Origin of the sequence: Aquabacterium humicola, from assembly GCF_030167915.1 — a bacterium.
Taxonomy (GTDB): domain Bacteria; phylum Pseudomonadota; class Gammaproteobacteria; order Burkholderiales; family Burkholderiaceae_C; genus Pseudaquabacterium; species Pseudaquabacterium humicola.
Window position 1 is genome coordinate 182261 of sequence record NZ_JARGNB010000005.1, and the last position, 20559, is coordinate 202819.

Consider the following 20559-nt stretch of genomic DNA (forward strand, 5'->3'; position numbering starts at 1 on the left):
TCCCTCAGCGCGCCGCCTTCAGCTCGACGTCGCCATCGAACGGCGCCGCGCGCGCGGCGGTCTCGGCACGCACCGCCGCCACGGTCGCGGCGTTCACCGGCGCGCCCGTATTGCCCCACTGCCCGCGCAGGTGCGTCAGCAGCGCGGCCAGCTGATCGTCGTCGAGCTGCGTCTTGAACGAGGGCATCGCGCCGCGGTAGCGGGTGCCTCTCACCGTCAGCTCGCCGCTGATGCCGTGCAGCACGATCGCGGCCGCGGTGCGTTCGTCGCCGAGCACCCATTCGGAGCCCGCCAGCGGCGGGAACACCCCCGCCAGGCCGCCGCCCTGCGCCTGGTGGCAGGCCGCACACATCGCGGCATAGAGCGCGGCGCCGTCGGCTTTGGCGCCCGCCGCGGGCCGCCTGCCGCGCAGCTCGGCGATGTCGCGGCCGTCGCCCCAGGCCGACGGCGTGTCGACGTGCGCCAATCCGATGTAGACCACGCCGAAGACGATCATCGCCGCGACGAGCGCCAGCACCGCCCCCGGCACGCGGCCGGCGCTTTCATGCGGCTCGGGGTGTTCACGCCGCTGCTGCGGCAGCACCGTGGGGCGGTTCATCGCAGGTCCCTCCGGTCGCCGTCGAGCACCGCGGGGTAGCTGCGGTCCAGCGACTTCAGGTAGGCCACGAGGTCCAGCGCGTCGCGCGTGGCGACCACATGGCGGCCGCGCATCGGCACGCCGGGCGGCAGCGTGACCGCGACGTCGCCGGGCTCGATGCGATCGCGCGCCTCGAACAGGTAGGGGTAGCTCGGCATCAGGCTGCCCGGCACGTAGGCGCGCGGCTGGTACAGATGCCCCAGGTGCCACTGCTCGCTGGGCTGGCGCGCGCCGATGTTCATCAGGTCGGGGCCGGTGCGCATGGTGCCCAGCAGGTGCGGCGTGTCGTGCGCATAGTCGCCGGCCACCGTCGCCCGGCCCCATCCGCGCTGGAAGTCCGGCGCGAAGTTCTTCGTGCGCGGCTGCTGCGAATGGCAGTAGACGCAGCCCTGCGCGATGTACTGCTGGCGGCCACGCAACTCGGCCGCGCCGTAGGGCTTGAGGCCGGCGAGCGGCGACTCGTCGCGCACCGTGAGGTAGGGGATCACGACCAGCGCGCTGGTGGCCACGCCGAGCATCAGCATGCCGCCGGCGAGCAGCCGGGTTTCGCTCTTCATCGATGAAACTCCTTCAGGCGGCGCGCAGCAGGGCGGCGCCGCGGCGCGTGGCCTTCGGCGACAGCACCAGCCGCGCGAAGTGCCCCACGAAGACGAGGTGGCCGGCGAGCATCAGCGCGCCGCCGATGCTGCGGCCCTTCAGCCACGGCAGCGTCACCGCCACCGAGTCCATGAAGCCGCGCGCGCCGTCGAGCATCGCGACGCCCTGCAGCCAGCCGCCGATCGACAGGGTCACGACATACACCGTGATGCCGATGGCCACCAGCCAGAAGTGCGCGGCGATCAGCGCCGGCGACGGCCATTCGCGGCCGGTGATGCGCGGCACCACGAAGTACATCGCGCCGAAGAACACCATGCTGACGAAGCCGTACAGCCCCAGGTGCGCATGCGCGACCGTGTAGTGCGTGAAGTGGGTGATCGCGTTGACGCTGCGCAGCGCCTCGAACGAGCCCTGGATCGAACTGGCCGTGTACATCAGCCCGCCGAAGGCGATGAAGCGCAGCGTCGGCGAGTGCTTCAGCGCCGCGAGCCGGCCCTTCAGCGTCTGGTGCTGGTTCACCGTGAAGGCGATGACCGGGATGATCATCATCATGCTCTGCACGATCGACAGCGTGACCATCCAGCCCGGCACCGGGCCGCCGATCAGGTGGTGGCCGCCGACCTGGCCGTAGAAGAACGCCAGCCCCCAGAAGCCGAGCAGCGACAGGTTGTACGACTGCACCGGCCGGCCGATCACCTTCGGCAGGAAGTAGTACACCGAGGCCAGCGCCAGCGGCGTGTAGAACAGTCCCAGCACGTTGTGGCCGAACCACCAGTTCATCGCCGCCTGCTGCACGCCGCGGTGCAGGCCCGGGATGTTGGCGACCAGGAACAGCACCGGGAACCAGAACAGCGCGCAGCCCATGTACCAGACCGAGACGTACAGGTGCGGCACGCGCCGCTGCGTCAGCGTCAGCACCAGCGGAATGCCGATCAGCGCGCCGCCGGCGACGAACAGGATGTCGATCTGCCACGGGATCTCCAGCCACTCCAGCCCGTCGCTCAGGCCGTGTGCGATGGCGCCCAGGCCTGCGATCAGCGCCGCGTTCCACAGCGCACCGCCCAGCACCGCGAAACGCGCCCCCACCAGCGGCGTCTTCAGCAGCCGCGGGATGATGAACAGCGCGATGCCCAGCCCCGCGTTCGGCGCCCAGCCATAGGCCACCGCGTTGAGGTGGATCGTGCGCAGGCGGCCGAACGTCAGCCACGCCTGCTCGACCAGCCAGTCCGGCGCATGCAGCTTGATCGACGAGACCAGCCCGGCCGCCGACGCCACCAGCAGCCACACCATGCTGCAGGCGAAGAACAGCAGCACGACGCCGGAGGTCGACGCGTCGGCGCGGGCGCGCGCCAGCAGTTCCTCGTCGTCGGCCGCGCCGGACGCCCCGCCGAGGGCGGCCTGCAGCGAACGCGCGGCCGCCGGCGCGGCGGCCGGCTCCTCGACCTGCCCGACCTCGCCGCGGGCGAAGATCACGTCGGCGGCCGGCGTCTCGCGGTCGAACAGCCCCGCGCGCTGCGTCCAGATGAAGACCATCAGTGCGACGACCGACAGCACGAAGGCGGACAGCAGGATGACGAGGGTGCTCATGACGCTGATCAATGATTCATCTGCGGTGTATCTTATCTGGCGCGATTCGCCAAAGCAACATCTGCGATGAATCTTTTTTTGTGGCGGATGCCATGGGAGCCGGACACGCGGCGGGCCGCAAAGTAGACTCCCACCTACCGCTTTGAGGCGACGAAAGCCGACGCATGCGCCTGACGCTCTACACCGACTACACGCTGCGGGTGATGATCTACCTGTCGGTGCGGTACCGCGACGGCGGCGTCGCGACGATCGACGAGATGGCCACCGCCTACGGCATCTCGCGCAGCCACCTGACGAAGATCGTGCACGAGCTCGGCCAGCACGGCTTCATCGAGACCGTGCGCGGCCGCTCGGGCGGCGCGCGGCTGGCGCGCGCGCCGCAGCAGATCTCGGTCGGCGAGGTCGTGCGCATGGCCGAGAAGGACTTCGCCGTCGTCGCCTGCCACGACACGACAGTCGAGTCCGACTGCGCCGTCTTCCAGGCCTGCAACCTGAAGCGCGGCATGCGCCGCGCCGTCGACGCGTTCATGCACGAGCTCGACAAGATGACCTTCGCCGATGCGATCACCGTGCCGCAGGTGGCCGCGTCGCTGCTCGGCGTGCCGGCCGAAGCGCCGATGGCGATGCCGCGCCCGGGCAGCGGGCGGCGCGCCGCGGCGCGCTGAAACGCCCGCCCTCCCCCGGCGGATCGACGCGCCGGCCCCGGGCCGGCATGCCGCTTGCCGTACGATCGCCGTGTCCTGTCGTGGGGAGTGGCCATGCTGCGTCTTGACCCGGTGCCGCGCCTCGCGGCTCGCCTGGTGCTGATCACCGCGCTCGCCGCCGCCTTGACCGGCTGCGGCTACAACGACTTCCAGCGCCTGGACGAGCAGGTGCGCGCCAGCTGGTCCGAAGTGCTGAACCAGTACCAGCGCCGCGCCGACCTGATCCCCAACATCGTCGCCACCGTGAAGGGCGAAGCGGCCTTCGAGCAGGAGACGCTGACGCGCGTGGTCGAGGCGCGCGCCAAGGCGACGTCCGTGCAGGCGACGCCCGAGCTGATCAACGACCCGGCGGCCTTCCAGAAATTCCAGGCGGCGCAGGGCGAGCTGTCGAGCGCACTGAGCCGGCTGCTGGTGGTGACCGAGAACTACCCGAACCTGAAGGCCAACCAGGGCTTCCAGGACCTGCGGGTGCAGCTCGAAGGCACCGAGAACCGCATCACCGTCGCGCGCAACCGCTACATCCAGTCGGTCGCGCAGTTCAACGTGCTGGCACGCAGCTTCCCGACCAACCTGACGGCCAAGGTCTTCGACTACGAGCCGAAGCCGAGCTTCACGGTGGCCGACGAGCGCCAGATCTCCACGCCGCCGACGGTGAGCTTCGACGGCCCGGCGCGAGGACCCGCCGGCTCCACGGCGGCGTCGGCACCGGCCGCACCGGCTTCGCGCTGACGCGGCCCGCGCCGATGGCCGCCGTGGCCGCTCTGGCTGCCCTGCTGGTGGCGCTGCTGTTCGGCGCCGCGCCGGCGCTGGCGCAGGCGCCGCAGCCGGTGCCGCCGCTCGACGCGCGCGTCATCGACCGCAGCGCCACGCTGACCGACGGGCAGCGCGCGGCGCTCGAGGCCAAGCTGGCCGCCTTCGAGCAGCAGGCCGGGCCGCAGATCGTCGTGCTGCTGGTGCCGACCACCGCACCCGAGGACATCGTGGGTTATGCGCAGCGTGTCGGCGAAACCTGGAAGATCGGCCGCCGCGAGGTCGGCGACGGGCTGCTGCTGGTGATCGCGAAGGACGACCGTGCGGTGCGCATCGCGCCGGCGAAGGCGCTCGAGGGCGCGGTGCCGGACCTCGCCGCGCGGCAGATCATCGACCGGCAGATGCTGCCGGCCTTTCGCAACGGCGATTTCGCGGGCGGCCTGAATGCCGGCGTGGACGCGCTGATGGCGCGCATCCGCGGCGAGCACCTGCCGGCCCCGGCCCCGCGCGGCGCCGGCACGCGGGGCCCGGCCGGCGGCTTCGACCTCGGCGGCCTCGGCCTGCTGTTCTTTGCCGGCGTGCCGATCGTCGGCGGCATGCTGTCCGGGCTGCTCGGACGGCGGCTCGGCGCGGCCCTGACGGCCGGCGGTGCCGGCGCGCTGGCCTGGTGGCTGGGCGCCGGCCTGGCGGTCGCGGCCGTGGCGGCGGTGATCGCGCTGGTGATGGTCGGCGTGCTCGGCGTCGGCGGCGGTGCGCGCGGCCACCGCCGCGGCGGGCTGCGCGGCATGGCACCGCCCATCGTCTGGGGCGGCGGCGGTGGCGGCTGGGGCGGCGGCGGGTTCTCCGGCGGCGGAGGCGGCTTCTCGTCCGGCGGCGGCGGCGACTTCGGCGGCGGCGGCGCGTCCGGACGCTGGTGACTGCGATGCCCGACACCTCGAATCGCTGGACGCGCCTGCTGCGCCACCGCTGGCACGACGACGCCGAAGCCCGGCGCCTGCTGGACGACGCCGCGCTCGACCGGCTGCAGCAGCGCATCGAGGCCAGCGAGCGCCGGCACAGCGGCGAGATCCGCCTGTGCATCGAAGCCGCGCTGCCGCTGGCCGAGCTGTGGCGCGGCACGGCCGCGCGCGAACGGGCGCTGGCGCTGTTCGGCCAGCTCGGCGTCTGGGACACCGAGTTCAACAACGGCGTGCTGATCTACCTGCTGCTGGCCGAGCACGCGATCGAGATCGTCGCAGACCGCGGTGTCGACCGCCTCGTGCCGGCCGGCCACTGGGCCGCGGTGACGCAGCACATGGCCGCAGCCTTCCGCGACGGCCGCTTCGAGGCCGGCCTGATGGCGGCGATCGAGGCGGTGGAGGCGACGCTGCTGCAGCAGTTTCCGCTCGCGGCCGGCGCGGGCGATGCCAACGAGCTCGCCGACCGGCCACTGCGCCTCTAGCCTCTGGTTGGCACGGCCTCTCAGGCCGTCGGCTCGTCGGCTTCGGCCGGCAGCCGGTAGCGCGTGCTCGGCCCCTTGCCCAGCTGCACCAGCAGCCCGCGCCCCATCAGCACGCCGAGGTGCTTGGACGCCGTGGCCAGCCCGACGCCGCACAGCGCCGCGTAGCCGCTCTTGTTGACGGTGCCACCGGCCAGCAGCTGCTGAAGCAGCGCTTCGCCGCTCGACCAGGCGACGAGGTCGGTGGTCGTGCCGCGCCACAACGCGATCACCCGCTGCTCGCGGCTGAGCTGCCGTTCGTAGCGCGCACGCAGCTCGTCCAGCGCCGGCGCAAAACGCGCACCGAGGCCATGGCGCTCGATCAGCGCCACCGCGGCCTCGCGCTCCTTCGCGGCGATGACCGCATAGGCGCGCGCGATCGCCAGCTGCGCCTCGACCTGCTGCAGCGGCTGCAGCGGCACCGCCAGCGCGGCCCGGTGGCGCTGTACGCTGGCCATCTCGTCGAAGTGCGCTGCCAGCTCGACCGGCATCATGCGGTCGACGAATGCCTCGTCGCGCGGGCCCAGGATCTCGCGCTTCAGGCGCCGCGTCGCCTCGACCGCGCCGGGGTCCGCGCCTTCGGGCCAGCAGGCCAGCGCGGCGCCGATGTGCGCATCGCCCAGGCGCTCGTCGACCGGATCGTCGCCGGCCTGGAAGCGCTTGTAGAAGGCCTCGGCCAGGTTGTAGTGCGCGCGCCCGACCAGCACGCGCAGCGCGGCGCCCTGCGCGACCTCGAGCGCCTGCGCATAGTGCTCGATCGCCGCGTCGTACTTGCCCTGCCAGAAGTACGCGGCGCCGGCATTCAGGTGCGTCGCGGCCACCGTCTCCGGCTCGATCGCCACGCGCGACGCCATCTCCAGCACGCGCTGCGAGTAGTCGATCGCGCGGGCGAAGTCCTTCGCGTCGCCGTACAGCAGCGCGAGGTTGCCCCAGGTCTTCAGCACCGCCTGGCGGTCGCCCAGGCGCTCGTAGACCTGCAGCGCGCGGTGCTTGTGCTCCAGCGCGCGCGGCAGCTCGCCGGCACGGCGCCAGTATTCGCCCCAGGCCTGCTCGAGCATCGCCACCCGCTCCGCGGACAGCGTGCCGACCTCGCGCAGCGCCTCGGCGCGGTCGAGCACCGCCTTCGAACGCGGATCGTTGCGCAGCACGTACAGCCAGCCCAGCTTCACCAGCGTCGCGACGGTGGCCTCCACCACCTCGGGCGGGGCCTGCGACGGATCGTCGGGCAGGCCGGCGCGGCGCAGGAAGTCGGCACTTTCCTGATAACACGCGAAAGCCTTGTCAGGATCACGCGCCTCGTCGATCTTGCCGAGCACGCCGTAGACGATGCCCAGCATCAGGGGATCGTCGACGGCGGCGGCGATGCGCAGCGCGGCTTCGCAGGCGGCGCGCTCGGCGGCCTCGTCGCCGCGCACGCCGGCGAGCGCGGCCCGCGCCAGGCCCAGCTCGAAGCGTTCGCGCGGCAGCGGCAGCCGCGCGGCGCAGCGCTGCAGCAGCGCATCGGTGTCGGGGTCGTTGGCCAGTTCGACGCGGAAGCGCCGCAGGCAGGCGATGAAGCCGGCCATGTCGCCCGCGCACAGCAGATGCCACAGCGCGGCGCGCCCCTCGTGCGCGGCGAGCGCGGCGGTGGCCTGCCGCGCATGCCATGCGGTACGCGCGGCCGGATCGCTCGGCAGCAGCGCATCGAGCTCGTGCTGCAGGTGCAGGTCGCGCGCCAGCGCCGCATCGCCATGCGCGACGTGCCCGAACAACGGGCCGAACAGCACGTCGGACAAGCGCCTTCGGCCGCGATCGGCATGGCGGTAGAAGGTGCTGGCGCCGACGCCCCACAAGCCGCACAGCTGCTCGACGGCCGGTTCGTCGGCGCGGGCGCGGTAACGCGCCGGGAAGGCCGGCACGGCGACGAAGCCGGCGTGGCACATCAGCGCCAGCAGCGGCCGCCACGCGGTGCGCTGCAGCCAGTCGTGCTCGGCAATGCGCGTCAGGCCCGACGCGCCATCGGGCCGCAGCGCGGCCAGCGCGGCGCGCAGCAGCACGGTCCAGGCGGCCGGCTGCAGCGCCGGGTCGGCGCCGAACAGGTCGCCGGCGATGGCCTGCAGCGGCGGCATCAGCCGGCGCGCGAACCAGCGTGTCAGCAGCGGCCGGCTGCGCAGCAGCTCGTCCAGCGTGCCGGCCCGGTGCGCGGCCAGCGCGGCGGCGAGCACCGCGTCGCAGAGCGCGCGGCGCCGCGCCGAGCGGCTCGCGCGCGGCGCACCCCCAAACGGGGCCCCGCGCGGGGGACGCGCAGGACGCAAGCTAGGGGGGCGTGTGTCGGCGGGCTCGACCATCATCCAGCGATCGTCTACGGTGTTCACGCGGCGGGCACGCCAGTGTGCATGTGAATGCAACGCGATGCAGCCGTAGTGTGGCCGCCCCGCGATGGAGACCCCTATGCCCAACCTGATCTTCAGCACCCCGCTCGTGGCCGGCCCGCCCGGCGCCGCGCCGGTCGGCGTCACGCTCGCCCTCTACGCCCCCTTCGGCACCGATGCGGTGCTCAGCACCTATCCCGGCGGCAGCGTGCTGCCGATCCAGCAGCATGCGCTGGTGCAGCACCTGCTGAAGGTCAGCGAATGCGGCGTGCACGTCAGCGCGCTGATCGACCTGCACGACGACGACAGCTACCTCGTCGACATCCCGGCCAACAAGCCGCTGTCGATGCAGATCGCCTCGCGCTGGAAGCAGGACATGCAATCGCCGCGCACGCTGGCCGGTTTCCTGCGCCGCGCGCGGCAGTTGCATCCTGAAACCGCGCTGGTGCTGGCGCTCGAAGGCCATGGCGCCGGCTTCCTGCCGGAGATCGACCGCAGCCAGCTCTCCACAGAACAGCTGACGCAGGGCGGCGAAGTCGCCTGGCAGCTCGGTTCGGAACACGGCGAGCCGGTGTTGCCGATGGGTTCGCCGCTGCTGCCGATGGGTTCGCCGCTGCTGCCCATGGGCTCGCCGCTGTTGCCGGTGAACCACATGCCCCTGTCGACCTGGGGCCTGGCGACGGCCCTGAAGGATGCCCTCGGCGGTGGGGCCGGCAGCGGCCGCAAGCTGGCCGCGATCCACTTCAACAACTGCTTCAACATGGCGGTGGAGGTGCTGCACACCGTGGCGCCCTACGCCGACTACGCCACCGGCTACATGAACTACAACTTCTTCACCGGCGGCGAGACCTACCCGGCGGTGTTCAACAAGCTGAAGATCGCCGGCAATGCGACGACGCAGCAGCTGTCGCAATGGCTGGCCGAGGCCAACCGCGACCTGCTGGCGACGAAGACGCACCACCCGACCACCGGCGCGGCCGTGCAGCTGTCGCGCATGCCGCTGATCGCCGCGCGCGTCGATGCGCTGGCCCAGGCGCTGGTCGCGGCGCTGACGGGCGCGCCAGCGGCGGAGCGCCCGACGGTGGTCGGCCGCATCCGCACCGCGATCATCCGCGCGCAGCAGTACGACACCGGCACCAACGCCCGCCTGGACGTGCCCGACGAGCTGACCGACCTGCGCAGCCTGGCCGAGCAACTGATGGCCTTCGCCGGCAGCGCGGCGGTGGTGGCCGCCGCGACGCAGCTGCACCAGGCGCTGGCGACGATCAAGGTCTACGGCGCGAGCGCCACGCCGTGGATCGCGCCCGACATCGTCTGGGACTTCTCGTCCCGCCAGCTGGCGATGAACATCCTCTGCCCGGACCCGGTGCTGCGCGGGCTGTGGGACTGGCGCTCGCCGTTCTACCTGCAGAAGGCGCCGACGCCGGCGCAGCCGCAGGTGATCGACTTCCTGAAGTCCACCGCGTGGGTCGACTTCATCATCGAGTACCACAAGCAGGCCAAGTTCGTCGGCCTGCTGCCGGCGGCGATCCCCGGCTACCCGATCTTCGACCGCAAGCTCACCCTGCCCTGAGCCGCCGCCGGGCCGCCCCAAGGCGGCTCGCGTCCCGCGCCCGCCCCGAAGGCGCCGGCAGCGTCGTCTTCATCCGGCCCCTGCGGACCCCCCGGTCCGCAGGGGCCGATGACTTTGGGGGACGCGGAACGGGGCCCCAAGACGATCGTCGGGCCATCGTCCGACCGCTGTGACGTATTCACCGCCGCCGCACACGTCGCGGCGCGAGCCACCCCCGGACTGCAATGGCCACCTCGCTCGATGCGAGGACCGGTCTCCCCCGGTCACTTCATCAACCCTTGCATTTCGGAGTAACCCATCATGGCCATCATCATCACCGGCGACGCAGGCAACAACACGCTGACCGCCGGCTCGAACGCGGACCACGAGATCTACGGCCTCGGCGGCGCCGACACGTTGACCGGCCTGGGCGGCAACGACCTGCTCGACGGCGGCACCGGCGGCGACAAGATGAACGGCGGCACCGGCAACGACACCTACGTCGTCGACAACGGCCTCGACGTCGTGACCGAGGGCCTGTTCGGCGGCACCGACCTCGTGCAGTCGTCGATCAGCTACTCGCTGCCGGCCTACGTCGAGAACCTGTCGCTGACCGGTGCGCTGGCGATCAACGGCACCGGCAACAGCCTGAACAACAAGCTCACCGGCAACGGCGCCAACAACATCCTCAACGGCGGCACCGGCGCCGACATGATGTCCGGCGGCCTCGGCAACGACACCTACTACGTCGACGACGTCGGCGACGACACGGTCGAGTTCCTGTTCGGCGGCGTCGACCTGGTGTACTCGACGATCGACCACGTGCTGGCGAACAACGTCGAGAACCTCGACCTGATCGGCATCACCGCGGTGCATGCCACCGGCAACGACCTCAACAACAACCTCAAGGGCAACAGCGCGAACAACGTGATGGACGGCAAGGCCGGGTCCGACACGATGGCCGGCAACAGCGGCAACGACACCTACTACGTCGACGTGTCGACCGACGTCGTCACCGAGCTCGCCGGCGAAGGCACGGACCAGGTTCGCTCGCGGGCCGCCGACTTCACGCTCGGCGCCAACGTCGAGAACCTCGACCTGCTGTCGACCTCGATCATCGTGCAGCCCGGCGGCGGCTTCCTGGTGCTGCCGGGCGGCGTCAACGGCACCGGCAACAGCGGCGCCAATACGATCAGCGGCAACAGCGGGGCCAACATCCTCAAGGGCATGGGCGGCAACGACGCGCTGTTCGGCGAAGGCGGCGCCGACACGCTGGACGGCGGCACCGGCGCCGACGACATGACCGGCGGCACCGGCGACGACGAGTACGTCGTCGACAACGTCGGCGACGACGTGATCGAGCTTGCCGGCGAAGGCACCGACCACGTGCGCGCATCGGTCACGCACACGCTCGATGCCAACGTCGAGAATCTGACGCTGACCGGCGCCGCCGCGATCAACGGCACCGGCAATGCGCTGGCCAATACGATCGTCGGCAATGCCGCCGCGAACACGATCGACGGCGGCGCCGGCGCCGACGCGATGAGCGGCGGCGCGGGCAACGACATCTACTTCGTCGACAACGCCGGCGACACGGTCAGCGAGAACGCGGCCCAGGGCACCGACTGGGTCTATGCCAGCATCAGCGAGACGCTCACCGACGTCGACGTCGAGAACCTCGTGCTGACCGGCGCCGCGGCGATCAACGGCACCGGCAATGCCGCCAACAACACGATGTACGGCAATGGCGCGGCCAATACGCTGCTGGGCGTGGGCGGCAACGACACGGTCTTCGGCAATGCCGGCAACGACCTGATCGAAGGCGGCGCCGGTGCCGACCTGCTGCACGGCGGCGTCGGCAACGACACGCTGCGCGCCAACGACAACGTCACGCCCAACGACGGCGCGACCGACCGCTTCTTCTTCGACACCGCGCTGAACGCCTTCACCAACGTCGACCTGATCGACCGCGCCAGCTTTACCGCCGCCGGCGGCGAGGCCACCGACGACCAGATCGTGCTGGAGAACAGCATCTTCACCGCGCTGCTGTCGACGCTGGGCACCAACGCCGGCACGCTGGGCGCGGCCTACTACTTCGAAGGCGGCAGCAACGGCAGCGGCCAGTTCGACCCGGTGGGCATCTACAACAACACCGCGACCGGCCAGCTGTTCTACAACCCGACCTTCGGCGCGGCCGGCGACAGCATCCTCTTCGCCGTGGTCAACCTGGCCGGCGTGCCGGGCGGCTCGGCGATCCTGTCGGCGGAGGAGTTCACGCTGGGGTGAGCGGCGCGGCCTCCGTGCTGCGGCATGACGATTGCCCCCCCGAAACGCGGGGCGGGCAGCTGCGGCCTTGTTCACGAACGAGGCTGCGGCTTGACTAAAGTTTCGGCTCAACGGACCGAAGCGAGCCGGGTCCATCGGTCCGCCTACAATGGCGTGGTCTCTCGAGCGAAAGGGCGCACGATGGCGAAAATCGAGCGAAAAGTGGCCTACATCAAGCGCGCCAAGAGCGGCGGCAAGGCGTCACAGCAAAAGAAGGCGATCTGGGTGTACAAGCCCCTGAAGCTGCCCTATCGGCCCAATCATCTGACCGAGAAGCAGATCAAGGACGCCGTCGACCAGGTGGTCGAAGCCGTCTAGGCGCCTTTCACGCCAAAAAGAGCCTCGCTAGCCGAGGCTTTGTCATTTCTGGAGCAGCCGACGCGAGAAGCGGCAAGGGGGAGACTCACGATGACCGAACCCGGCACGAACTACGGCCGCAACATCTTCATCAACTGCCCGTTCGACGAAGAATATGTCCCGCTGCTGCACGCCATCACGTTCACGATCTGCTTCGCGCAGTTCATTCCGCGTTCGGCACTCGAGGTGCAGGACAGCGGCGTCGAGCGACTGGCCAAGATCGTGAGGATCATTCGGGACTGCGCCTACGGGATCCACGACATCAGCCGTGTGGAGGTTGGAGACGACCCGCAGATACCGCTTCCCCGATTCAACATGCCATTCGAATGCGGCCTGTTCTTCGGCGCCCTTCATTTCGGCACGGGCAGGCAGAAGCAGAAGCAGCTTCTGATCTTCGACAGCGTACCGTTCCGGCCGCACAAGACGATGAGCGACATCGCCGGCAAGGACCCGGCGTTCCACCATGGCGACCCCGCCACCGCCATTGGCTGCGTTCGAACCTTCCTCGCCCCCAAGCCGGGGGTCACCGGGTTGCCGGGAGAAGAGCAGATCCGCTCGGCCTATGCCAGTTTCCAGGACGCGCTGCCGCACTTGCTGAATCAGTTCGGCATCAACGGCAAGGAGATCAGCTCGCCCACCTATTGGAACGACTTCGTGAAGATCGTCGATGCCTACCTGTCCAAGCGCTTCGGGGCCGGCGTGCCGGCGGCGGGGTGACGGTCGTGTGACCGCGGCGGACATCACTGACGAAACCGTTACATCGCACGGCCAACCTTCCCTTGCAGCTCCGGCCGTTCGCCGGACGACAATGCGGGTGGGACCGCGCCCGCCAACCGTCCTTCCTCCAGCCCTGTTCCGAGCCCCCCGATGTCCAACCTCGTCGTCCACGGCGGCACGCCGCTCTCCGGCCGCGTGCTGCCCTCCGCCAACAAGAACGCGGTGCTGCCCATCCTCTGCGCGACCTTGCTGACGCGCGAGCCGGTGACGCTGCACGGCATCACCGAAATCACCGACGTGCGCAAGATCCTCGAGTTCTTCCGCTCGATCGGCAGCGCGGTGGAGGTCGACTACGCCGCCCGCGTGCTGAAGGTGCACCACCGCGACACGCTGTTCGACGAGCGCCGCCACCAGCTGCCCGAGGAGATGCGTTCGTCGATCATGCTGGTGCCGCCGCTGCTGGCGCGCTTTCGCGTCGCGCGCATCGAGGACGACGTGCAGGGCTGCACGCTGGGCGTGCGCGAGATCGATCCGCACGTCGAGGTGATGGAGCGCTTCGGCGGCCGTGTCGAGCGCGCACGCGACGCGATCACCGTGCGCTGCGACGGCCGGCTGCAGGCCAACGACCACTGGCTCGACTACGCGTCGGTCACCACCACCGAGAACTTCGTGCTCTGCGCGGCGCTGGCCGAAGGCACGTCGACGCTGACCAATGCCGCCAGCGAGCCGCACGTGCAGGAGATGTGCGACTTCCTGGTGATGCTCGGCGCGCAGATCGATGGCCGCGGCACCTCGAAGGTGACGGTGCACGGCGTCGAGCGCCTGGGCGGCGGCGAGTACACCTTCGCCGAGGACTTCCACGAGATCGTCACCTTCCTCGCGCTCGGCGCGATCACCGGCGGCGACGTGGTGGTGAAGAACTCGGTGCCGCGCCAGTTCCCGCTGCTCGACCGCACCTTCGCGAAGTTCGGCGTGACCATCGAGCACCGGGACGGCTGGTCGCGGGTGAAGCCCGGTGGCCAGCTGCGCGTGCGCGAGCCCTTCACCCGCAACATGCTGCAGAAGGTCGAGGCCGCGCCTTGGCCCTACGTGCCGGTCGACCTGCTGCCGATCTTCATCGCCATCGGCGTCAAGGCTGAAGGCAGCGCGATGTTCTGGAACAAGGTCTACGACGGCGCGCTCGGCTGGACCTCGGAGCTCTCGAAGTTCGGCGCCCACGTGTTCCTCTCCGACCCGCATCGCGTGATCACCTTCGGCGGCAAGCCGCTGGCGCCGGCGGAAGTCGAGAGCCCGTACATCATTCGCGTCGCGATCGCGCTGCTGATGGTCGCGGCCAGCATCCCGGGGAAATCGGTGATCCGCAATGCCGCGCCGATCCGCCGCGCGCATCCGGGCTTCGTCGAGAACCTGCAGGCGCTGGGCGCGCGCATCGACTGGACCGACGCCGAGTAATACGCAGCCGGCGCGTCACTCGGTCAGTTCCGCCGCGGCGATCGGAATGCGCCGCCGCGGCCGCGCCAGCGCGTACTCGCTTGCGGCCAGAGACGGCCCCAGGAACTCGCGCAGCGTCGGCCCGTTCTTCAGCAGCCGCGTATCGAAGAGGAACTGCGCGACCTCGTGGAACCAGACGCGTCGCCCCATGCGCGTGTACCAGTGCATCGCGTGGCGGAAGTCGGCGTCGCCGCTGACCAGCCGCATCAGCGCCTTCGGCCGCAGCTGCATCGCGAGCTCGATCGCCTTCGACCACATGAACACCCGCCACGGCGGCACGCTGCCCGGGGCTTCGAGCACCTGGTGCTTGTAGTCCCAGCGCCGCGTATCGGGCTGGATCACGCGGCGCTCGATCACCGTGTCATAGAACGGCGTCCAGCGGTGCGGCGTCGCGAACAGCAGCTGGACCTGGTCGGGGTCGTAGCGCCACAGGCTGCGCAGCGTGCGCCAGTAGTCGGCGTCGCGCTCCTCGTTGAAGCCGATCATGCAGGTGGCCATCGAGACGATGCCGTGCTGCCGCAGGAGGCGGATCGCCTGCATGTCCTCGCTCGGCGTCGCGCCCTTGCGGATCGCCTTCAGCGTCGGCTCGTCGACGCTCTCGATGCCCAGCAGGAAACGGATCACGCCGGCGCGGCGGTACAGGTGCAGGATGTCGGCATCGCGCACGATGTCGCCGGCGCGCGTCGAGCCGACCAGCAGCAGCGGCACGTGCTCGGCGATCAGCGCCTCGAGGAACGCGCGCCAGGCCTTGCGCGAGCCGGTGGGCAGCTCGTCGGCGAAGTTGACCAGCTCGACGCCGTGCTCGCGGTGCAGCCGCGCCAGCTCCTTCGCCAGCTTCACCGGGTCGCGATGGCGCCAGCGGGTCCAGAAGCCGCGCTGGCCGCAGTAGTTGCACAGGTAAGGGCAGCCGCGCGCGAACTGCACCACCACCGCGCGCTTGCCGCCCCAGTACGAATAACGCGCATGGTCGATCAGCTCCCAGCCGATGCGGTGCGCGTCGAGGTCGGCGATCATCTCGGCCGCCGGCGTGGCGATGAGCTCGCCGTCGCGGCGGAAGGCGATGCCGCGCACCGCGTCGAGCGGGCGGCCGTCGGCCAGTGCGCGCACCAGGGCCGGCGCGGTCGCTTCGCCCTCGCCGCGCACGACGATGTCGATCTGCGGCGCCTCGCGCAGGATCTGATCGAAGTGGTAGGTCGGATGCACGCCGCCGTAGACCACGAGCAGCCGCGGCAGCGCGAGCTTCAGCAGCGCCGCCAGCGCCAGCACCGTGGCATGCGCCGAGCTCGAGCCGGAGTGGCCGAGCATCACGATGTCGGGCCGGCGTCGTCGGGCCTCGCGCACGATCCGGCCCAGCGGCATCGCCGCGTGACCGGCGCTGCCCGGCGGCGGCAGCTCGGCGTCGAGCAGCTCGACCACGAAGCCGGCGTCGATCAGCGGTCCGCCGACCGCCAGCAGCCCGAGCGGCGGCAGGTGCTCGCGCGGGATGCGGCTGCCGATCGCGGTGTGCGGCGGGTTGATCAGCAGGACGCGTGTCATCGCAGCGCTCCGGCGCAGCTGGCGACCAGCGCCAGCGCATAGGCGCACTTGCCGGCCGCGCCGAGCTGCACGCGGGCCAGCGCCTGCTCGGCGAGGCGGCGCGTCGTGCGGCGCAGGCCGCGCTCGGCGGCGCGGAAGCCGAGCCAGGCCGCGGCCACCGCGGCGGCCGCCAGCAGCGCCGTCGCGGCCGGCCCCAGCCAATCGCCCCGCGCATGGGCGAGCAAGGTCAGCGCCGCCGCCAGCGCCAGCCAATGCAGCCGCGCGGCCCAGTCGCAGCCGAGCCGGCCGCGCCATTGCGCGCCGGCCACTCCCGCGGCGAGCAGCGTCGCGACGACCGGCGACGCAGGCAGCAGCGCGATGCATTGCAGGATCAGCCACGTCACCGGCGGCCAGGCTTCGATTCGGGACGCCCAGCGCAGCAGCCGGGGCAGCTGGGGCGGCCGGCGCGACCGGCGCCAACGGGATCGGAAGGACATGCGCAAACGCTCCAGGGCTGAGAGGAGCCCCGAGCCTGCGCGGCGCCTGCGAAGTGCCGGCGATGAACCGGCGCCGGCGGTGAGCGGACGGTGAAGCGGGCGTGAACGAGCGCGCGGGACCTCAGTCCTTCTTCCTCCCGCCCCGCTCCCGTCCGCCGTGCTTGTCCGGTTCCACACGCGGGTCCCGATGGCACTCCACGCAGTTCTGGAAGTCCCGCACGCCTTCCTCGATGTGCTCCTGGCGAACCTTCGCTTCCGAGTGCTCATGGCACCCATAGCAGGTGTAGCGGCTGTAGTCGCTGTTCCTGTGACAGGTCTCGCAGGGGGCCTGATGGTCGCGGTCGAGCACGAAGGACTTGTCGTGGTCGAAGGTGGCCGGCTTCCAGGCGCCGGTCCGGTGGCAGGACTGGCAGCCCCCCTGGACCTGGCGATGCAGGCGGTCGGTCGGCGCGTTGTGGCAGCGCTCGCACCGATCCAGTTCGGCCTTGGCCAGCAGCGCGTGGTCGAAATGGGCCGGCTTCCATGCCGTGCTCTCGTGGCATTTCGAGCATTCGGCCTTGAGGTCGCGGTGCACGGTGTCCCTGGGTGTCGCGTGGCAGGAGGAGCAGGTGTCGCGCACGGCGACCTGCAGCAAGCCGTGCGAGAACGGCTTGCGGCTGCGCTTCGTGGACTTCGGGCCCTGGTGGTCGCTGTGGCAGGCCATGCAGTCCTGCTCGATCAGTTGCTGGTGGAACGACACCTTCACGGTCCGGCTCGGGATCGGCACGCCCTTGGTGGTCTTCAAGCCGACGTCGGCCGTCACGTGACACGCCGTGCATCGTCGGGACGAGGCGCCGCGCCATGCCGAGTGGCAGGCGAAGCAGTCGGTGGCGAGCTCGGCATGGCCCTTGACCAGCGGGCCCGGGCTCACCATGAGGTGCGGGTACACGAAGGCCAGCGCCACCAGCACGAGCAGGTTGAGCGCGATGACGACCAGCAGGAGGGGGCGCTTCTTCACTTCCAGCCCCAGAACAGGAAGACGGCCGCGATGTGGACCGTCGCCAGCACGCTGAACGCGAGCGTGATCGGGAAGTGCACCACGCGCCACTGCGTGACCACGTCGAAGGTCAGGCTGTCCCAGTACAGCCGGTCCTCGAGCTCCCCTTCGCTCAAGCCGCGGTCCCGCATGCGCTGGCGGGCCTGCTCCATGCGCCGGCGCGCGCGATCCAGCAGGAACTTGCCGGTCAGGCCGCTGCCCACGTTGATCAGCATGGCCCACACGGCGAGCCATCCGAGGATGGCGTTGAAATGCACGCCTGCATGCACCAGCACCAGCAGCGATCCGAGCCAGGCCAGCAACTCGTGCCAGCGCAGCAGCTTCGCCGGATGACCGCGCCGGATGAGCTGCCGCTTTCGCAGCGAGTAGGCGGTGGAGCCGATGATCAGCAGGGTGCCCGGAATGCCCAGCCAGCGGCCGACCCACAGCAGGTCGAACAGGTGCAGCAGGCCGTCGAAGGCCAGCGCGATCAGCACCAGTGCGGCAAAGCTGCCGAAGAAGGGCAGCACCTCGCGCGTCAGGAGTCTCGGGCGCTGCGGCATCAGGCCTCCAGCACCACGGCCGAAGTCGGCCGGCCGACGCAGAGCAGGCAATGGCCGGGCGCGACGTCGTGGTCGGGTGCGTGGTCGTACTGCACCGTGCCTTCGAGCAGGCGGGTCTCGCAGCTCCCGCAGCCGCCCGAGCGGCAGCCGGACTCGACCACGATGCCGTGCCGCTCCGCGAAGTCGAGCAGCGAGGGATCCCGGCCCTCCCAGGCCAGCGTCCGGCCGGAGCGCCTGAACCGCACGTCGAGTGCTGCGGCGGGCGACGCCGGCGCTTCAGGTGTCCCGGGCAGCCTGACGGATGCCGGGCCGAAGGCTTCGTAGTGGAGGTCCGCAAGCGGCACCCCCCAGGCCGCCAGGGCCGGCACCAGCGCCTCCATCATGGCCGGGGGCCCGCAGACGTAGAACTGGTGGCGTCCGTGCGGCAAGGTGCGCCGCAACAGGTCGACATCGACATGGCCGCGGTGCTGGTAGTCGCGACCTTCGACATCGGTCTCGCCGGGCCGGCTGTAGACGATGTGCAGGCGCAGCGGCGGGTGAGCGGCGGCCATCTGCTCGAGCACCGGCTTGAAGGCGTGCTCGTGGCCGTGTCGCAAGCCGTAGTACAGGTGGACCGTGCGCTGCGGCTGTTCGGCCAGGCACCAGCGCAGCATGCTCATCATCGGCGTGATGCCGATGCCTCCGCCGATCAGCACCACCGGCACGTTCGGGTCCGGGTCGATGAAGAAGTGCCCGGCCGGGGCCTTCAGGCGCAGGACGTCGCCGACCCGCACGTGGTCATGGAAGTGGTTCGACGACAGGCCCGGCGCGAACTCGGGGTGATCCGCCGGCGGCGGCACGCGCTTGATCGTCACGCGGTAGAAGGACGGATCGGGACGATCGGACAACGAGTAGCAGCGCGTGATGACGCGCGATCCTGCGGTGGCGGGCGAAGCCGGCGGGCCGACCTCCAGCGTGAAGGTCAGGAACTGCCCGGGCTTGAATGCCGGCAGCGGCTGGCCATCGACGGGCTGCAGGTGGAACGAACACTGCGACTGCGCCGGGTCCTCGAAGGCGCGCTGCACGACGCGAAACGCGCGCCACCCGGCCCATGCACTCGTCGACGGCGCCGCCCCTTCGAGCCCCGTTGCAGCGGGCGCCATCGCCGCCGCCGCCCGCCGGCGCATCACCGTCACGCCGACCCCTGCCATCAATTGCAGCAGCAGCGCGGCAATGATCAGTCCGAGCAGTTCAACGGCGGTCATCGATCAGGGTGGCGCCACACGGTCCGGTCCACCTGGCGCGTGGCGAGCGGGTTCGATCGATTCTGGGGTGGTGCCGCTCGCACCCGATTGACTGCGATCAACGGGGGCAGCTTGCGCTGCCGGTGCCCCTGGCAGCCGTCAGGCGCGGGCCGTCGCGTGCAGCCAGTCGACGAAGGCGAGCACACGCGCCGATTCGCGCCGCCGGCCGATCGCGACGGCATAGGCGCCGGTCTCGATGCGTTGCGGCCGCACCGCGCGCAGCGTGCCGGCGTCCAGCATGCCGGCGATGAAGAGCTCGGGCAGCACCGCCAGGCCCAGCCCTTCGGCCGCGGCCTGGATCGCGAGCACGGTGTTGTCGAAAGCCAGCGTCGGCGCCCAGTCCGCCGGCGCGGCCCGGTGCTGCTGCGCCCACTGCGGCCACAGGTCCGGCCGCGACCGCGCGCCGATGCGCGGCCAGCGCGCCAGCGCGCGCAGGCCGCTGCTTTTGGACGTCAGCACCGGGTGTGCGGCAGCCGCCACCAGCAGCGACTGCTCGACGAGCAGGCGCTGCGCCGGCAGCCCGCGCAGCTCGGCCTGGTCGCGGCGAATGTAGACGTCGGCGCCGGAGGCCGGGTCGATGTCGCCGTCGGTGGTGCGCACCTGCACCTCGATCTGCGGATGGCGTTCGGCGAAGCCGCGCAGCCGCGGGATCAGCCAGTGCATCGCCAGGGTCACGCCGGTGTCGACACGCACGATCGCGCGGCGCCGGCCCGCGGCCCCGGCGGGCGACAGCGCATCGACGATCACCTCCAGGCGTTCGCCGACGCGCTTGAGCAGGCGGCGGCCGGCTTCGGTCGGCTGCGCGGCGGCCGGCCCGCGCTCGAACAGCGCCTCGCCGAGGTGGGCCTCCAGCGCCTGCACCTGGCGCGTCACCGCGCCGGGCGTCACGCACAGCACCTCGGCCGCGGCGCGGATGCCGCCATGGCGCGCGACGGCGCAGAAGACATGCAGCGCATTCAGCGGCGGACGGGCGGGCATCGGCGCGGTCGCAGGCGGGGCCGGGGTGGGGCCGGGTGGAGGGGGGTGTTGAGCAGCGCTCAACGCATCTTGGCAGAAATCTCGTTTGCGCCGGCCGGTGGCCCTGTCCAGACTGCGGCCCTCCCCGCGATCCCTGGCCCCGAACGAGGGCCGCCCCTTGCCG

Annotated in this window: 19 protein-coding genes; 9 read left to right on the forward strand and 10 right to left on the reverse strand. The window is 71.0% G+C overall.

Features of this window, described 5'->3' with window-relative positions; genetic code table 11:
- Window positions 1–4: 4 nt before the first annotated feature.
- From P1K89_RS22030 to P1K89_RS22040, 3 genes are read right to left on the reverse strand one after another with little or no spacing between them, the layout of a single operon-like run.
- Window positions 5–598, reverse strand: coding sequence for a c-type cytochrome (locus P1K89_RS22030; RefSeq protein WP_284618677.1), 594 nt, complete (start codon window positions 596–598; stop codon window positions 5–7).
- Window positions 595–1194: a cbb3-type cytochrome c oxidase subunit II gene (locus P1K89_RS22035; RefSeq protein WP_284618678.1), complete on the reverse strand. Its 600-nt coding sequence runs from the start codon at window positions 1192–1194 to the stop codon at window positions 595–597. The genes P1K89_RS22030 and P1K89_RS22035 overlap by 4 nt, the downstream gene beginning before the upstream one ends.
- 13 nt (window positions 1195–1207) lie before the next feature.
- On the reverse strand, window positions 1208–2821 hold the full coding sequence (locus P1K89_RS22040; protein WP_284618679.1) for a cbb3-type cytochrome c oxidase subunit I: 1614 nt from the start codon (window positions 2819–2821) through the stop codon (window positions 1208–1210).
- Between the two features lie 164 nt (window positions 2822–2985).
- Between P1K89_RS22040 and P1K89_RS22045 the strand changes: the two genes are divergently transcribed.
- The 4 genes from P1K89_RS22045 to P1K89_RS22060 all read left to right on the forward strand — a co-directional run bounded on the left by P1K89_RS22045 (window position 2986) and on the right by P1K89_RS22060 (window position 5716).
- A complete protein-coding gene (locus P1K89_RS22045; protein ID WP_284618680.1) occupies window positions 2986–3486 on the forward strand; it encodes an RrF2 family transcriptional regulator in 501 nt (166 codons plus the stop codon).
- Between the two features lie 93 nt (window positions 3487–3579).
- Window positions 3580–4254 carry a LemA family protein gene (locus P1K89_RS22050; RefSeq protein ID WP_284618681.1) on the forward strand — a complete coding sequence of 225 codons (675 nt, stop codon included), beginning with the start codon at window positions 3580–3582 and terminating at the stop codon, window positions 4252–4254.
- Window positions 4255–4268: 14 nt separating this feature from the next.
- Window positions 4269–5192, forward strand: a complete 924-nt coding sequence (locus P1K89_RS22055) for a TPM domain-containing protein (protein WP_284618682.1) — start codon at window positions 4269–4271, stop codon at window positions 5190–5192.
- A 5-nt stretch (window positions 5193–5197) separates the two neighbouring features.
- On the forward strand, window positions 5198–5716 hold the full coding sequence (locus P1K89_RS22060; RefSeq protein WP_284618683.1) for a TPM domain-containing protein: 519 nt from the start codon (window positions 5198–5200) through the stop codon (window positions 5714–5716).
- 20 nt (window positions 5717–5736) lie between these two features.
- Here P1K89_RS22060 and P1K89_RS22065 read toward each other — a convergent pair whose 3' ends face one another.
- Complete coding sequence (locus tag P1K89_RS22065; protein WP_284618684.1) at window positions 5737–7956, reverse strand: tetratricopeptide repeat protein; 2220 nt, start codon at window positions 7954–7956, stop codon at window positions 5737–5739.
- 226 nt (window positions 7957–8182) lie between these two features.
- Here P1K89_RS22065 and P1K89_RS22070 point away from each other — a divergent pair, with 226 nt between their 5' ends.
- The 5 genes from P1K89_RS22070 to P1K89_RS22090 all read left to right on the forward strand — a co-directional run bounded on the left by P1K89_RS22070 (window position 8183) and on the right by P1K89_RS22090 (window position 14506).
- Window positions 8183–9676 (forward strand): clostripain-related cysteine peptidase, encoded by a 1494-nt coding sequence (locus P1K89_RS22070; RefSeq protein ID WP_284618685.1) that lies wholly within the window; start codon window positions 8183–8185, stop codon window positions 9674–9676.
- Window positions 9677–9976: 300 nt separating this feature from the next.
- Complete coding sequence (locus tag P1K89_RS22075; protein WP_284618686.1) at window positions 9977–11941, forward strand: beta strand repeat-containing protein; 1965 nt, start codon at window positions 9977–9979, stop codon at window positions 11939–11941.
- 180 nt (window positions 11942–12121) lie between these two features.
- Window positions 12122–12298 (forward strand): hypothetical protein, encoded by a 177-nt coding sequence (locus P1K89_RS22080; RefSeq protein ID WP_284618687.1) that lies wholly within the window; start codon window positions 12122–12124, stop codon window positions 12296–12298.
- Window positions 12299–12388: 90 nt separating this feature from the next.
- Complete coding sequence (locus P1K89_RS22085; protein WP_284618688.1) at window positions 12389–13054, forward strand: hypothetical protein; 666 nt, start codon at window positions 12389–12391, stop codon at window positions 13052–13054.
- Between the two features lie 150 nt (window positions 13055–13204).
- Window positions 13205–14506: a UDP-N-acetylglucosamine 1-carboxyvinyltransferase gene (locus P1K89_RS22090; RefSeq protein ID WP_284618689.1), complete on the forward strand. Its 1302-nt coding sequence runs from the start codon at window positions 13205–13207 to the stop codon at window positions 14504–14506.
- A gap of 15 nt (window positions 14507–14521) precedes the next feature.
- Here P1K89_RS22090 and bchE read toward each other — a convergent pair whose 3' ends face one another.
- From bchE to P1K89_RS22120, 6 genes are all read right to left on the reverse strand, one after another.
- The gene (gene bchE / locus P1K89_RS22095; RefSeq protein ID WP_284618690.1) at window positions 14522–16081 is read right to left on the reverse strand and encodes a magnesium-protoporphyrin IX monomethyl ester anaerobic oxidative cyclase; all 1560 of its coding nucleotides are present in this window, start codon (window positions 16079–16081) and stop codon (window positions 14522–14524) included.
- Window positions 16078–16557, reverse strand: coding sequence for a hypothetical protein (locus P1K89_RS22100; protein WP_284618691.1), 480 nt, complete (start codon window positions 16555–16557; stop codon window positions 16078–16080). Before P1K89_RS22100 ends, bchE begins: the two co-directional genes overlap by 4 nt.
- 121 nt (window positions 16558–16678) lie before the next feature.
- On the reverse strand, window positions 16679–17554 hold the full coding sequence (locus P1K89_RS22105) for a cytochrome c3 family protein (RefSeq protein WP_284618692.1): 876 nt from the start codon (window positions 17552–17554) through the stop codon (window positions 16679–16681).
- On the reverse strand, window positions 17551–18135 hold the full coding sequence (locus tag P1K89_RS22110; RefSeq protein WP_284618693.1) for a hypothetical protein: 585 nt from the start codon (window positions 18133–18135) through the stop codon (window positions 17551–17553). Before P1K89_RS22110 ends, P1K89_RS22105 begins: the two co-directional genes overlap by 4 nt.
- Window positions 18135–19379, reverse strand: coding sequence for a 2Fe-2S iron-sulfur cluster-binding protein (locus tag P1K89_RS22115; RefSeq protein WP_284618694.1), 1245 nt, complete (start codon window positions 19377–19379; stop codon window positions 18135–18137). Before P1K89_RS22115 ends, P1K89_RS22110 begins: the two co-directional genes overlap by 1 nt.
- Before the next feature lie 138 nt (window positions 19380–19517).
- Window positions 19518–20396, reverse strand: coding sequence for a LysR substrate-binding domain-containing protein (locus P1K89_RS22120; RefSeq protein ID WP_284618695.1), 879 nt, complete (start codon window positions 20394–20396; stop codon window positions 19518–19520).
- Between the last annotated feature and the right edge of the window lie 163 nt (window positions 20397–20559).